This is a genomic window from Enterobacter asburiae, from assembly GCF_008080435.1.
In the GTDB taxonomy this organism is placed as follows: domain Bacteria; phylum Pseudomonadota; class Gammaproteobacteria; order Enterobacterales; family Enterobacteriaceae; genus Enterobacter; species Enterobacter asburiae_C.
This window is the reverse complement of the sequence record NZ_VRKN01000017.1, coordinates 54,947-68,984: the sequence shown is the minus strand read 5'-3', so window position 1 is coordinate 68,984 and position 14,038 is coordinate 54,947. Positions and strand designations below refer to the sequence as shown.

The 14,038-nt window shown below is 56.8% G+C and carries 8 protein-coding genes; 7 read left to right on the top strand and 1 reads right to left on the bottom strand.

From position 1 onward, the window contains the following. Window positions 1–2: 2 nt before the first annotated feature. The 5 genes from bcsZ to FU672_RS21290 all read left to right on the top strand — a co-directional run bounded on the left by bcsZ (window position 3) and on the right by FU672_RS21290 (window position 9,866). Entirely contained in the window at window positions 3–1,109 is a 1,107-nt protein-coding gene (bcsZ, locus tag FU672_RS21310; RefSeq protein ID WP_148244729.1) for a cellulose synthase complex periplasmic endoglucanase BcsZ, read from the top strand. After that, window positions 1,091–4,573 carry a cellulose synthase complex outer membrane protein BcsC gene (gene bcsC, locus FU672_RS21305; protein WP_148244728.1) on the top strand — a complete coding sequence of 1,161 codons (3,483 nt, stop codon included), beginning with the start codon at window positions 1,091–1,093 and terminating at the stop codon, window positions 4,571–4,573. Before bcsZ ends, bcsC begins: the two co-directional genes overlap by 19 nt. A 119-nt stretch (window positions 4,574–4,692) precedes the next feature. After that, window positions 4,693–6,699 (top strand): biofilm formation regulator HmsP, encoded by a 2,007-nt coding sequence (hmsP, locus tag FU672_RS21300; protein ID WP_148244727.1) that lies wholly within the window; start codon window positions 4,693–4,695, stop codon window positions 6,697–6,699. 159 nt (window positions 6,700–6,858) lie between these two features. Beyond that, the gene (locus FU672_RS21295; RefSeq protein ID WP_148244726.1) at window positions 6,859–8,145 is read left to right on the top strand and encodes a dicarboxylate/amino acid:cation symporter; all 1,287 of its coding nucleotides are present in this window, start codon (window positions 6,859–6,861) and stop codon (window positions 8,143–8,145) included. Between the two features lie 227 nt (window positions 8,146–8,372). After that, the gene (locus tag FU672_RS21290; protein WP_148244725.1) at window positions 8,373–9,866 is read left to right on the top strand and encodes a M16 family metallopeptidase; all 1,494 of its coding nucleotides are present in this window, start codon (window positions 8,373–8,375) and stop codon (window positions 9,864–9,866) included. A gap of 84 nt (window positions 9,867–9,950) precedes the next feature. Here the strand turns inward: FU672_RS21290 and kdgK are convergent, their stop codons facing one another. Further along, entirely contained in the window at window positions 9,951–10,880 is a 930-nt protein-coding gene (gene kdgK / locus FU672_RS21285; RefSeq protein WP_148244724.1) for a 2-dehydro-3-deoxygluconokinase, read from the bottom strand. Window positions 10,881–11,109: 229 nt separating this feature from the next. Here kdgK and pdeH point away from each other — a divergent pair, with 229 nt between their 5' ends. Beyond that, window positions 11,110–11,883 (top strand): cyclic-guanylate-specific phosphodiesterase, encoded by a 774-nt coding sequence (gene pdeH / locus FU672_RS21280; RefSeq protein ID WP_148244723.1) that lies wholly within the window; start codon window positions 11,110–11,112, stop codon window positions 11,881–11,883. A gap of 65 nt (window positions 11,884–11,948) precedes the next feature. Continuing rightward, window positions 11,949–13,991 carry an AsmA family protein gene (locus FU672_RS21275; RefSeq protein WP_148244722.1) on the top strand — a complete coding sequence of 681 codons (2,043 nt, stop codon included), beginning with the start codon at window positions 11,949–11,951 and terminating at the stop codon, window positions 13,989–13,991. Window positions 13,992–14,038: the final 47 nt, after the last annotated feature.

The following is a 14,038-nucleotide window of genomic DNA, read 5'->3' as shown; positions in this document are numbered from 1 at the left end:
AGATGAAAGCCTTTCGCTGGTGTGCATTAGCAGCGTTGATGCTGGCGGCGCTTCCTCTTCGCGCCGCCTGTACCTGGCCTGCCTGGGAGCAGTTTAAAAAGGATTACATCAGTGAGGGCGGGCGCGTCGTTGATCCCAGTGACACGCGCAAAATTACGACGTCGGAAGGGCAAAGCTACGCCTTGTTCTTTGCCCTGGCGGCGAACGATCGCAACGCGTTTGACCAGCTTCTGACGTGGACGCGCGATAATCTTGCCAGCGGTAATCTCAACGACCATCTGCCTGCCTGGCTATGGGGTCAGAAAGATAAAGAAACGTGGGCGGTGATTGATACTAATTCCGCCTCTGACGCCGATGTCTGGATTGCATGGTCTCTGCTCGAAGCGGGTCGGTTGTGGAAACATCCGGACTATACCCGCACGGGTAAGGCACTGCTGAAACGCATTGACAGCGAGGAAGTGGTGAAAGTGCCGGGGCTCGGCGCAATGCTGCTTCCTGGTAAAGTCGGTTTTGCCGATGAACACGTCTGGCGCTTTAACCCCAGTTATCTACCTCCGCAGTTAGCGAGTTATTTCACGCGTTTTGGTGCCCCGTGGACCCAGCTTCGTGAAACCAATTTGCGCCTGCTGCTGGAGAGTGCGCCGAAAGGTTTTTCGCCGGACTGGGTGCAGTATCAGAAAACCAGAGGCTGGCGGTTACAGCAGGATAAGACGCTGGTGGGCGGCTACGACGCCATCCGCGTTTATCTCTGGGTGGGAATGATGAGTGATAAAGATCCTCATAAAACCCGGTTGCTGACGCGCTTCCAGCCGATGGCGGCAAAGACAATGAAACGGGGTGTGCCGCCGGAGAAAGTGGATGTGGCGACGGGTAAACGCACCGGCAATGGTCCGGTCGGGTTCTCTGCCGCCATGCTGCCGTTTTTACAACAACGTGATGCCCAGGCGGTTCAGCGCCAGCGCGTTGCGGACCATTTTCCCGATAACAATGCTTATTACAGCTACGTGCTGACTCTCTTTGGGCAAGGATGGGATCAGCATCGTTTTCGCTTCACCGCTCAAGGTGAATTAATACCGGATTGGGGCCAGGAATGCGCAAGTTCACAGTAAATCTACTCACTTTATCGCTTGGCCTGGCACTGATGCCGCTGGCTGAGGCCGCCAACTCTCCGCAGCAGAAACAGCTGCTGGAGCAGGTTCGGCTGGGCGAATCGACACAGCGTGAGGATTTGGTTCGTCAGTCGCTCTATCGTCTTGAGCTGATTGACCCGAACAACCCTGACGTCATTGCCGCACGCTTTCGCTACCTGCTGCGCCAGGGCGATAACGCCGGCGCGCAAAAAGAGCTGGATCGTCTGAAAGGGATCGCGCCGGGATCGGGTGCGTACCAGTCATCACGCAACACGATGCTGCTTTCCACGCCGGATGGCCGCCAGCAGCTCCAGCAGGCGCGATTACTCGCCACCACGGGACACACGCAGGAGGCGATTGCCGCCTATGACAAGCTGTTTGACGGCAACCCGCCGGGCGGCGACGTGGCGACTGAATACTGGAACGTCGTGGCGAAAGACCCTGCTCGCCGGAATGCAGCCATTAACCAGCTCAAGAAAATAAATACCAGCAGCCCCGGAAATACACAGCTGCAGACGACGCTGTCCCAGCTTTTGTTCCAGAGCGGACGCCGTGATGAAGGCTTTGCGGTGTTGCAGGAGATGGCCAAATCTACCAACGGGCGCAGCCAGGCGTCAGATATGTGGTATGACCAAATCAAAGGCCAGCCTGCCAGCAGCGCCAGCGTCAGCGCGCTGCAAAAATACCTGAGCGTATTCAGCGACGGTGATAGCGTCGCGGCGGCGCGTGCCCAGCTTGAAGCACAGCAAAAACAGCTCGCTGACCCGGCGTTCCGCGCGAAAGCGGAAGGGCTGGCGGCGGTGGATGCCGGGCAGGGGAGTAAGGCGGTGGCTGAGCTGCAAAAAGCCGTCAGCGCCAACCATGCCGACAGTGAAGCAGTGGGCGCCCTTGGCCAGGCCTATTCCCAGAAAGGCGATCGCGCCCGCGCGGTGGCACAGTTTGAAAAGGCGATTGCCCTCGATCCCCAGAGCGATAACCGGGGTAAATGGGACAGTTTACTGAAGGTTAACCGTTACTGGCTGCTGATCCAGCAGGGCGATGCGGCGCTGAAGGCGAATAACCCGGCGCAGGCGGAGCGTTACTATCAGCAGGCACGCAGTACCGACAATACCGACAGTTATGCTGTGCTGGGGCTGGGCGATGCCGCCGCGGCGCGTAAAGATAACGACGCGGCGGAACGTTATTATCGCCAGGCGCTGCGTATGGACAGCGGCAACAGCAATGCGGTCCGCGGCCTGGCCAATATTTACCGCGCGCAGTCCCCGGAGAAGGCCTCGCAGTTTATCCAGTCTCTCTCCGCCAGCCAGCGCCGGAGCATTGATGATATTGAACGTAGCCTGACCAACGAGCAGCTCTCCGCCCAGGCAGAACAGCTGGAGAATCAGGGGAAATATGCTCAGGCGGCAGACATTCAGCGCCGTCGTCTTGCGCTCTCTCCCGGCGACGTGTGGATAACCTATCGTCTCTCGCGCGATCTCTACAGCGCGGGTCAGCGCAGCCAGGCGGATACCCTGATGCGTCAGCTTGCCAGCCAGAAACCGTCAGACCCGGATCAGGTATATGCCAACGGGCTCTATCTTTCCGGAAACGATCAGGACCGCGCCGCGCTGGCGCATCTGGACACGCTGCCGCGCAGCCAGTGGAACGGCAATATTCAGGAACTTGCCGACCGCCTGCAAAGCAACCAGGTGCTGGAAACTGCCAACCGTCTACGCGACAGCGGCAAAGAGCAGGAGGCGGAAAACCTTCTGCGTCAGCAGCCGACCTCCACCCGCATCGACCTGACGCTGGCGGACTGGGCGCAGCAGCGTGGCGATCTGGCGTCGGCGAAAACGTCGTACAACGCTGTTCTGCAGCGTGAACCGCAGAACGAAGACGCGATCCTCGGCCTGACCGAGATTTATAGTGCACAGGGTAACAAAGATGCCGCGCGCGCAGAGCTGGCGAAACTGCCCGCCGCGCAAAACGGCCAGCCGCTGTCGCTCAACATGCAGCGCCGGATCGCGATGGCGCAGGCAGGTCTGGGCGATTCCGCTGCCGCAGAACAGACCTTCAACAAAATCATTCCGCAGGCTAAATCGCAGCCCGGCTCCATGGAAAACGCACTGGTGTTACGTGATGCCGCGCGTTTCCAGGCGCAAAACGGGCAGCCTCAGCAGGCGCTGGAAACCTATAAAGATGCGATGGTGTCGTCCGGCGTCACGACGACCCGTCCGGCCGACAACGACAGTTTCACCCGTCTGACGCGTAACGATGAAAAGGACGACTGGCTGAAGCGCGGCGTGCGCAGTGATGCCGGTGATTTGTACCGTCAGCAGGATGTTAACGTCACGCTGCAGCACGATTACTGGGGCTCCAGCGGCACGGGCGGCTATTCCGATCTGAAAGCGCATACCACTATGCTGCAGGTGGATGCCCCGCTCTCTGACGGACGCATGTTCTTCAGAAGCGATCTGGTCAACATGGACGCCGGTTCATTTGATAACAATAACGGGACTTACGATCCTAAATGGGGAACCTGCTACGAAACACCGTGTAGCGGTAATACCCATCAGTCCGACAATGGCGCAAGCGTTGCCGTCGGCTGGCAGAATAAAACCTGGGCGATGGATATTGGCACCACGCCAATGGGCTTTGACGTCGTCGACGTGGTGGGGGGCATCAGCTACAGCAGCGACCTGGGGCCTGTTGGCTATACCGTTAACGCCCATCGCCGCCCAATCTCCAGCTCTCTGCTGGCCTTTGCCGGGCAAAAAGATACCAACACCGGCACCACCTGGGGCGGCGTACGTGCCACCGGTGGCGGCGTAAGCCTGAGCTATGACAAAGGGGAAGCGAACGGCGTCTGGTCAAGCCTGAACGCGGAAACGCTGACGGGTAAAAATGTGGAAGATAACTGGCGCGTCCGCTGGATGACGGGTTACTACTACAAGCTCATTAATAAAAACAATGAGCGCCTGACGGTCGGCGTCTCCAATATGCTCTGGCACTACGACAAAGACCTGAGCGGTTATACCCTGGGTCAGGGCGGCTACTACAGCCCGCAGGAGTATGTCTCCTTCGCACTGCCGGTGACCTGGCGTAAACGCACGGAGAACTGGTCCTGGGAGCTGGGTGGATCGGTGTCCTGGTCTCACTCCAAAACCAAAGACGAGCTGCGCTACCCGATCCAGAATCTGATCCCGACCGATGAGCCAGACCGCTATACTGACCGGGGCGTGATGGAAACCGGCAGCAGCTCCTCAGGCACGGGTTATACCGCGCGGGCCATTATCGAACGCCGCGTAACATCCAACTGGTTTGTGGGCATGGGCGTGGATATCCAGCAAGCGAAAGACTATACCCCAAGCCATGCGCTGATCTATGTGCGTTACTCTGCTGCAGGCTGGCAGGGCGATATGGACTTACCGCCGCAGCCGCTCATCCCGTACGCGGACTGGTAATCGGATTTTCCTTAATCCATTTGTAAGTCTCTCTTAATAGCGCGGCAATCGGGTATACTCAGGCGCGCCAGGTTTACACCCTGGCGCGCCCTGCGCTTCGAGTTTTGTGGAGAGTCATTTTGCGTGTCAGCCGTTCCTTAACAATCAAACAGATGGCGATGGTCTCTGCCGTCACCATGCTGTTTGTACTGCTCTTCTGCGTAATTTTGCTGTTTCATTCCGTACAGCAAAATCGCTATAACACGGCTTCGCAGTTAGAAAGTATCGCCCGCTCGGTACGTGGCCCGCTTTCTGCCTCTATCCTGAAAGGGGATATTCCCGAAGCGGAAACCATTTTAAAACGCATTCAGCCTGCCGGCGTTGTTAGCCGCGCCGATGTCGTCTTGCCTAACCAGTTTCAGGCGCTGCGGATGAGCTTTATCCCGGAGCGTCCCGTCCCGATGATGGTGATGCGCCTGTTTGAACTGCCGGTGCAGATTTCTCTACCCGTCTATTCACTCGAACGCCCTGCGAATCCGCAGCCGCTGGCCTACCTGGTATTACAGGCGGACTCCTACCGCATGTATAAATTCGTCATGAGCTGGGTGGTTACGTTAGTGACCACTTGCTTACTTATGACGCTGATCCTCAGCGTGGCGCTCACCTGGTGCATTAACCGGCTGATTGTTCATCCGCTGCGCCGTATCGCCCGCGAGCTGAATACGCTTGCGCCGCAGGATCAGATGGGACATCAGCTTGAGCTGCCGCGTCTGCATCATGACGATGAGATAGGTATGCTGGTGCGCAGCTACAACCTCAACCAGCAGCGCATCCAGCGTCAGCAGGATGAGTTAAACAGCAGCGCCACGCGCTTCCCGGTGTCGGAGCTTCCCAATAAAGCGTTCCTGATGGCGATGCTGGAGCAGACCGTTGCCCGTCAGCAAACCACGGCGCTGATGGCAATCGCCTGTGAAACCCTGCAGGACACGGCTGGCGTGCTCAAGGAGAGCCAGCGCGAAATGCTGCTGCTGACCCTGGTGGAAAAAGTGAAGTCTGTCCTTGCCCCGCGCATGGTGCTGACTCAGGTCAGCGGTTACGACCTGGTGGTGATTGCCAATGGCGTAAAAGAACCCTGGCATGCGATCACATTAGGTCAGCAAGTACTCACTGTCATTAATGAGCGGTTGCCCATTCAGGGTATCCAGCTTCGTCCAAGCGCCAGCATCGGTATCGCCATGTACTATGGTGATTTAACGGCGGAACAGCTTTATCGTCGCGCGTTCTCGGCGGCGTTTACCGCCCGGCGCAAAGGGAAAAATCAGATCCAGTTCTTCGACCCGGAGCAGATGGAAAAGGCGCAGCAGCGCCTGACGGAAGAAAGCGACATCCTGACCGCGCTGGATAACCGCCAGTTTGCCCTCTGGCTACAGCCGCAGGTGAATTTGCTGACGGGAGAAGTGAAAAGCGCCGAGGCGCTGCTGCGTCTGCAGCAGCCGGATGGTTCGTGGGAACTGCCGGAAGGGCTAATTGAGCGCATTGAGTCCTGCGGCCTGATGGTTACCGTCGGCTACTGGGTGCTGGAGGAGTCCTGCCGTCAGCTTGCGGCCTGGCAGGAGCGCGGCGTGATGTTGCCGCTGTCGGTCAATTTGTCTGCCCTGCAGCTTATGCACCCGACCATGGTTTCAGAGATGCTGGAGCTGATCCATCGTTACCGAATCAAGCCGGATACGTTAACTCTGGAAGTGACGGAGAGCCGACGCATTGACGATCCCAACGAGGCGGTCGCGATCCTGAAACCGCTGCGTAATGCCGGGATTCGCATTGCGCTGGACGATTTTGGTATGGGCTACGCCGGGCTGCGCCAGCTTCAGCACATGAAAACCCTTCCAGTGGATGTGCTCAAAATTGACAAAGCGTTTGTCGACGGCCTGCCGGGCGACAGCAGCATGGTGCAGGCGATTATCCAGATGGCGCGCAGTCTCAACCTGCATCTTATTGCCGAAGGGATTGAAACCGAAGCGCAACGCGCCTGGCTGGCAGAGGCGGGCGTGGAGAGCGGGCAAGGCTTCCTTTTTGCCCCTGCTGTTCCTTCGGATGTCTTTGAACAACGATACCTTTCTGGCGCTGACAACCACGTAAAAGTGTAATTTTGTTGCTGGCTTGTGCGAGCCAGCTCAAAGTTCTTAACATTTGTGTTTCAAATTTGAACTGAGTTTATTTCTGTCCTGTTATGTGGGTGTTATTTTAAAGCCGCAGGTTAACCATAACCTTACAAAGCCTGTGGTTTTTCTTCCCAAGGACACCTTATGAAAACCTCACTCTTCAAAAGTCTTTATTTCCAGGTCCTGACAGCCATCGCCATCGGTATTCTGCTGGGTCACTATTACCCTGAACTGGGCGCGCAAATGAAACCGCTTGGCGACGCGTTCGTTAAGCTCATCAAAATGGTCATCGCTCCGGTGATCTTCTGTACCGTGGTGACGGGCATCGCTGGCATGGAAAGCATGAAGGCGGTAGGTCGTACCGGTGCAGTGGCGCTTCTCTATTTTGAAGTGGTCAGTACCCTTGCGCTGATTATCGGTCTGATCATCGTCAACGTGGTGCAGCCAGGTGCGGGGATGAACGTAGACCCGTCAACGCTGGATGCCAAAGCGGTCGCGATGTATGCCGAGCAGGCGAAGGACCAGGGCGTGGTGGCCTTCCTGCTGGACGTGATACCGGGCAGCGTCATTGGCGCGTTCGCCAGCGGAAACATCCTGCAGGTGCTGCTGTTCGCCGTGTTGTTTGGCTTTGCCCTGCACCGTCTGGGCAGCAAAGGCCAGCTGATCTTTAATGTGATCGAAAGCTTCTCGCAGGTCATCTTCGGCATCATCAATATGATCATGCGCCTGGCACCGATCGGTGCCTTCGGTGCGATGGCTTTCACCATCGGTAAGTATGGCGTCGGTACGCTGGTGCAATTGGGTCAGCTGATTATCTGCTTCTATATCACCTGTATCCTTTTCGTGGTCGTGGTGCTGGGGTCCATCGCCCGCGCGACAGGCTTCAACATCTTCAAATTTATCCGTTACATCCGCGAAGAGCTGCTGATTGTTCTTGGGACCTCCTCTTCAGAATCGGCGCTGCCGCGTATGCTCGACAAGATGGAAAAGCTGGGGTGCCGTAAATCGGTGGTCGGGCTGGTGATCCCGACGGGCTACTCCTTTAACCTGGATGGCACCTCGATATACCTGACGATGGCGGCCGTGTTTATCGCTCAGGCGACCAACAGCCATATGGATATTTTCCATCAGATTACCCTGCTGGTGGTGCTCCTGCTCTCCTCTAAAGGCGCGGCAGGCGTGACGGGCAGTGGCTTTATCGTGCTGGCTGCCACCATTTCCGCTGTGGGTCATCTGCCGGTGGCGGGTCTGGCGTTGATTCTCGGTATTGACCGCTTCATGTCAGAGGCCCGTGCGTTAACCAACCTGGTGGGTAACGGCGTGGCAACGGTGGTGGTGGCGAAATGGGTGAAAGAGCTGGATCACAAAAAGCTCGACGATACTCTGAATAATCGTTCCACTGACAGCAAAAATCCTGGCTTATCCTCTTAATCTTGTCACAAATGCCCGTATTCCCTTGTCGGGATGCGGGCTCCTGCGCATAATAACTGTTCGTACCTGTCATAATTCGACAAGATTTTTTTTGGGTATATTTCACTTCTGACCGTGACGTTTTGCCGAACGCGCGGTCTAATCGACGTGTTTTCATCGTCATCTTTAAGAGTGAAGCGCGTTGCGAAACACTCTTTTTTAACCAGGAATGTTGATCAGGGGTTCACATGCAGGGCACAAAAATTCGACTCTTAACCGGCGGTTTGCTGATGATAGCAGCAGCCAGTTATGTGCAGGCAGATGCGCTCCAGCCAGACCCGGCCTGGCAACAAGGGACATTAGCGAATGGTTTTCAGTGGCAGGTTTTAGCCACTCCGCAACGTCCCAGCGACCGTATTGAAATCCGTCTGTCCATTAATACCGGTTCCCTCACGGAAAGCACTCAGCAAACCGGTTTTAGCCATTTTATTCCCCGGCTGGCGCTCACGCAGAGCGGCAGCTTGCAAGCGGTTCAGGTGCGTTCGCTTTGGCAACAGGCCATCGATCCGAAACGCCCACTTCCCCCGGCTGTTGTCTCGTATGACTACACCATGTTTAACCTGAGCCTGCCTAATAACCGTAACGACCTGCTTAAAGAAGCGCTTACGTATCTCTCTGATGCCTCTGGTAATCTGGCGATTACGCCGGACACCGTCAACTATGCGCTGAGCAACAGCGATATGGTGGCGACCTGGCCTGGGGATACCAAAGAGGGCTGGTGGCGTTACCGCCTGAAGGGCTCGACGTTGCTGGGACACGATCCGGCTGAACCGCTGAAACAGCCGGTGGACGCCGAACAGGTAAAATCGTTCTACCAGAAGTGGTACACACCGGACGCGATGACGCTGATTGTGGTGGGTAACGTGGACAGCCGCGCGGTGGTGGAGCAGATCAACAAAGCGTTTGGTGATTTGAAAGGCAAGCGTGAAACGCCAGCCCCTGTCCCAACGCTCTCTCCGCTGCGTGCAGAGCCTGTTAGCATTATGACCGACGCCGTGCGTCAGGATCGCCTCTCCGTCATGTGGGATAACGCCTGGCAGCCAATCCGTGAGTCCGCGGCGATGTTGCGCTACTGGCGTGCCGATCTGGCGCGTGAAGCGCTGTTCTGGCACGTTCAGCAGACGCTGAGTAAGAACAACGTGAAGAATATCGGCCTTGGCTTTGACTGTCGCGTGCTGTTCCAGCGTGCGCAATGTGCCATTAACGTTGAATCGCCGGGCGATAAGCTGAATGCCAATCTGGGCGTGGTCGCGAAAGAGCTGGCAAAAGTGCGTAAAGAGGGGCTTTCCGAAGAGGAATTCAACGCTCTCGTGGCGCAGAAAAAACTCGAGCTGCAGAAGCTGTTTGCGACCTACGCTCGCGCCGATACCGACATTCTGATCAGCCAGCGTATTCGCTCCCTGCAGAATCAGGTGGTGGACATTGCGCCGGAACAGTACCAGAAGCTTCGTCAGGACTTCCTGAACGGTCTGACCGTCGATATGCTCAATCAGGACCTCCGTCAGCAGCTGTCGCAGGAGATGGCGTTGATCCTCCTGCAACCGAAGGGCGAGCCGGAATATGACATGAAGGAACTTCAGACGACCTGGGATTCCATTATGGCTACCGCACCGCAGCCAGCGCAGGCCGCCACGGCTGATGATTTACATCCCGACGCGACGGATATTCCGCAGGGGCAGTAACCCCCTCACCCCGGCCCTCTCCCCAAAGGGGAGAGGGTGTTCATCGTCCCCTCTCCCCTTTGGGGAGAGGGTTAGGGTGAGGGGTTATACAGGCATCGCCTCGCGCGGAATAATCGCCCCGCGATACTGAATCACCGTGCTGGCCGTCAGGTGCCCACGCTGTGCCGCCGCTTCCGGCGTTCCACCCGTCAGGCGTACCGCCAGATAGCCCGCGCTGAATGAATCACCTGCCGCCGTGGTATCAATCACTTTCTCTTTGGCAAGCTTCACCGCCGGAACGTCAACCAGCGCTTCACCCGCAACCGCGACCAGGCACGAATCCGCACCGCGCTTAATCACCACTTCACTCACGCCAGCCGCCTGCGTGCGTGCAATCACCTCATCAACCGGTATCTGACCCCACAGAGCGTCTTCATCGTCGAGCGTCAGGAAGGCGATGTCGGTGCACTGCAGCATCTGTTGATAGACCTGCTGCGTCTCTTCACGGCTGGCCCACAGGCGCGGACGGTAGTTGTTATCGAAAATAACCTTACCGCCGTTTGCACGGCATTCGCGCAGCAGCGAGAGCAGTTTTTCTCGGCTGGCGGGGCTTAAAATCGCCAGGCTAATGCCGCTCAGATAGAGATAGTCAAATGTCGCCAGCGCTTCGCAGATGGCCGTGGCCGCGTCGCTCTCCAGCCAGAATTTGGCCGCGGCTTCGTTACGCCAGTAATAAAACGTGCGTTCGCCGGTGCTGTCGGTTTCGATGTAATAAAGCCCCGGGAGGCGGTTTTCCATACGCTGGATCAGCGATGTCTCAACATGTTCACTCTGCCAGGCCTCCAGCATTTGCTGGCTGAAGCTGTCCGTACCCAGAGCGGTAACGTAGTTCACGGTGAGCGCGTCAGGCGCAACCTGACGGGCAATATAAACGGACGTGTTTAACGTATCGCCACCAAATCCGCGGCTGACTTCCGCGCCTTTTTGTGACAGCTCAATCATGCATTCGCCAATCACGGCAATTTTTTTGGACATAGTCGTGAACCTGAACAGAAGAATTATCAGCAGTGTGCGCTGAGTGAATTAACCGGTCAACTATATTAAAACAACGTTCCATTATTTTATTTGAGCCAGCGCGTGTTCCCGCGCATTTCTGTCATCTTAATTTCATTTTCCCGGTGAATTGAACATAAAGTTCTCAATTGTCGCGCCGATAATCCTGTGACGAGTCCAGAAAGGCTATCCCAACAACAGGACATCTGAAATGAAGTCAGAGCAGGTTATCCAGCGGCTGAGCACTACGCCTGAGGCAAGTATTGAGAACTTGCAGGAGCATCGCTACTGGCTGCAATGTGAGCGTGCGTACACCTATCAGCCGATCTACCGAACAGATGGTCGACTGATGGCAATTGAAATTTTGACCGTCGTTACGCACCCCTCAAACCCTACTCAGCGCATCGCGCCGGATCGCTATTTTGCCGAAGTTGCCGTTCGCCAGCGTCTGGATGTGCTGGAAGAGCAGCTTCGTATGCTGGCGACGAAGCACTCCTTTTTCGAACAGCACGATATCCTCGCCTCGGTCAACGTCGATGGCCCAACCCTGCTGGCGCTGCGCCAGAACGCGACATTGCAGGAGCTGATCGCCACCCTGCCGTGGATGCGTTTTGAGCTGGTGGAGCATGTCCGTCTGCCGCAGGATTCCTCGTTTGCTTCGATATGCGAATATGGCCCGCTGTGGCTGGATGACTTTGGCACCGGCATGGCGAACTTCTCCGCCCTGAGTGAAGTGCGCTACGACTACATTAAAGTGGCCCGCGATCTGTTCATTATGCTGCGTCAGACCCCGGAAGGGCGGAATCTGTTTACGCTGTTATTGCAGCTGATGAACCGCTATTGCCAGGGTGTGATTGTTGAAGGTGTGGAAACACTGGAAGAGTGGCGTGATGTGCAAAACTCTCCCGCAGCGGCGGCGCAAGGCTATTACCTCTCTCGCCCGGTACCGATGGATCGCCTCGATAACGTTATAACGACCCTCTGATAAGCCCGCTTCCCTTTGTCTGAACTATAGTTTTACAGGACAGATCATCAGGAAAGGGGATAAAAATGACAAGAACAACCAGGGTAATCTCCTGGACAGCAGGGATTTTCTTGTTGTTGATCGTGGTCGTCGGCATCATTATTGCGACGTTTGACTGGAACCGTCTCAAGCCGACCATCAACCAGAAAGTCTCAACCGAACTGAACCGCCCCTTCGCCATACGCGGTGATTTAGGGGTGGTATGGGAGCGTCAGAAAGAGGAGCCCGGCTGGCGAAGCTGGATCCCCTGGCCACACGTCCATGCCGACGACATCATTCTCGGCAACCCGCCGGATATCCCGGACGTCACGATGATCCACCTGCCACGCGTTGAGGCCACGCTGGCTCCGCTGGCGCTCTTCACCAAAACGGTCTATCTGCCGTGGATCAAACTTCAGCAGCCCGATGCGCGCCTGATCCGACTCTCAGAAAAAAACAACAACTGGACGTTTAACCTTGCCAGCACCAGCGAAAAAGATCCGAATGCCCAGCCTTCTTCCTGGTCATTCCGACTCGACAATATTCTCTTTGATCGCGGGCGGATCGCCATAGACGATAATGTCAGCAAGGCGGATGTGGAGATCCTGGTCGATCCGCTGGGCAAACCGCTGCCGTTTAGCGAGGTCACGGGCACGAAGGAAAAAGGTGACGCGGCAAGCGTAGGTGACTATGTCTTCGGCCTGACGGCAAAAGGACGCTACAACGATCAGCCTCTCAGCGGTAAAGGGAAAATCGGCGGCATGCTGGCGCTACGGAGCGAAGGCACGCCGTTCCCGGTGCAGGCGGACTTCCGTTCCGGTAACACCCGCGTGGCGTTTGTGGGGACGGTTAACGACCCGATGAATATGGGGGGCGTCGATCTTCAACTCAAATTCGCCGGTGATTCGCTGGGTGAACTCTATGAACTGACCGGTGTACTGCTGCCGGATACCCCGCCGTTCGAAACGGACGGGCATCTGGTCGCCAAAATCGATACCGAAAAATCGTCCGTTTTTGACTACCGGGATTTTAACGGCCGGATCGGCGACAGCGACATCCACGGCACGCTGACCTACACCACCGGAAAACCGCGCCCGAAACTGGAAGGGGATGTCGAGTCCCGTCAGCTGCGTCTGGCCGACCTTGGTCCGCTGATTGGCGTGGATTCGGGCAAAGGAACAAAGTCGAAAGAGGTCAGGAAGGACGTTCAGCCTGCGGGCAAAGTGTTGCCTTACGATCGCTTCGAAACCGACAAATGGAACGTGATGGATGCGGATGTGCGCTTCAAAGGTGGAAAAATTGAACATGGCAGTACCCTGCCAATCAGCAATCTTTCGACCCATATCCTCCTCAAAAACGCCGACCTGCGCCTGCAGCCACTGAAGTTTGGCATGGCGGGCGGGACGATTTCCTCGAACATTCACCTGGAAGGCGATAAGAAGCCGATGCAGGGACGGGCGGAGATCCAGGCGCGTCGATTGAAGCTGAAAGAGCTGATGCCGAACGTTGAGTTGATGCAGAAAACCCTCGGTGAAATGAACGGCGATGCCGACATTCGCGGCGTGGGGAACTCGGTGGCGGCGCTGCTGGGCAGCGGCAATGGTAACCTGAAACTGCTGATGAACGACGGGCTGGTGAGCCGAAACCTGATGGAGATCCTGGGGCTGAACGTGGGCAACTACGTCATCGGGCAAATCTTCGGTGATGATGAGGTGCGGGTGAACTGCGCAGCGGCAAATCTGGATCTGGTTAACGGCGTGGCGCGCCCGCAGATTTTTGCCTTCGACACGGAAAACGCGGTGATTAACGTGACCGGTACCGCCAGCATGGCCTCGGAGCAGCTTGATTTGACGATTGACCCGGAAAGTAAGGGGATCCGTATCATCACCCTGCGCTCGCCGCTTTACGTACGCGGGACCTTCAAAAATCCGCAGGCGGGCGTGAAGCCCGGACCGCTGATTGCGCGCGGTGCGGTGGCTGCGGCGCTTGCGACGCTGGTCACCCCAGCCGCAGCGCTGCTGGCATTGATTTCGCCGTCAGAAGGCGAAGCGAATCAGTGCCGGACTATTTTGTCGCAGATGAAGAAGTAGCTCTCTTTCTCCCTCTCCCTGTGGGAGAGGGCCGGGGTGAGGGCATC

Bases quoted from the DNA above. Each gene is read 5' to 3' on its own strand.
- bcsZ (WP_148244729.1), top strand. From the start codon at position 3: ATGAAAGCCTTTCGCTGGTGTGCATTAGCAGCGTTGATGCTGGCGGCG.
- bcsC (WP_148244728.1), top strand. From the start codon at position 1,091: ATGCGCAAGTTCACAGTAAATCTACTCACTTTATCGCTTGGCCTGGCA.
- FU672_RS21295 (WP_148244726.1), top strand. From the start codon at position 6,859: ATGAAAACCTCACTCTTCAAAAGTCTTTATTTCCAGGTCCTGACAGCC.
- FU672_RS21290 (WP_148244725.1), top strand. From the start codon at position 8,373: ATGCAGGGCACAAAAATTCGACTCTTAACCGGCGGTTTGCTGATGATA.
- kdgK (WP_148244724.1), bottom strand. From the start codon at position 10,880: ATGTCCAAAAAAATTGCCGTGATTGGCGAATGCATGATTGAGCTGTCA.
- pdeH (WP_148244723.1), top strand. From the start codon at position 11,110: ATGAAGTCAGAGCAGGTTATCCAGCGGCTGAGCACTACGCCTGAGGCA.
- FU672_RS21275 (WP_148244722.1), top strand. From the start codon at position 11,949: ATGACAAGAACAACCAGGGTAATCTCCTGGACAGCAGGGATTTTCTTG.